The 686-nt window shown below is 37.3% G+C and carries 1 protein-coding gene; it reads right to left on the bottom strand.

Features of this window, described 5'->3' with window-relative positions; genetic code table 11:
* Positions 1-306: 306 nt before the first annotated feature.
* Positions 307-686, bottom strand: a 380-nt coding sequence (locus IU405_RS00690; protein WP_197436729.1) for an HU family DNA-binding protein, incomplete at its 5' end; no start/stop codon positions are given.

Raw genomic sequence — 686 nt, 5'->3', positions numbered from 1 at the left:
TTTAAACATTGTCATTCATAGCATTACCTACAACTACTATATATCCGCAACTTTAGATCACTTTCTTTAAAAACAGAGTTGCCCATACAGCCCCCAAAATACAAATAAATCAATTATCATTTACGTCAGCAATTCAAACAAAAGGAAAATCGTAAAAAAAAAGCACACTACTCTTCTGCCTAAATACAATAGCTTATGAAATCATCCTGCATAAAAAACCCCGACAACGTTCGCTATCGGGGTTTCTTTTACTACTTGTGACCAAAATAAAAACCTAGTTTTTATCTTTGATGCAACTGCCTTTTATCACTCTCGGTTAAACGAAAGGTTTTTCAGCAAATTTCGCATCATCTTAGCAGGTCTAAAAAGGATTTTGGCCCCTTTAATGGCATCCGCAGTGACTTCATCTTGCGTATCAAGTCCTTGCGAACTGATCGAAATTTGAAAACTACCTAGCTTTCCTAAACGAACGATACGTCCTTGTCGCAACTCTCTTACGATGTTTACTTCCAGAATGTTCAGCACCGCCAAACAATCTGTAGCTGATAAAGCTGATTGCTCAGAAATCATCTCTGCCAAGGTTTCAAAATCTGAGCTACCATTTTTTGCTGTTGCAGCATAATATTTCTCAGGCAATGTTCTATCCTGAGGGTTTGCTCTTTTTAGAGCTTTGTAAAGTATACCCA

Source organism: Polaribacter sp. BAL334 (genome assembly GCF_015767435.1).
Lineage (GTDB): Bacteria > Bacteroidota > Bacteroidia > Flavobacteriales > Flavobacteriaceae > Polaribacter.
The sequence above is the reverse complement of the archived record's forward strand: the minus strand, read 5'-3'. Positions and strand labels throughout refer to the sequence as shown.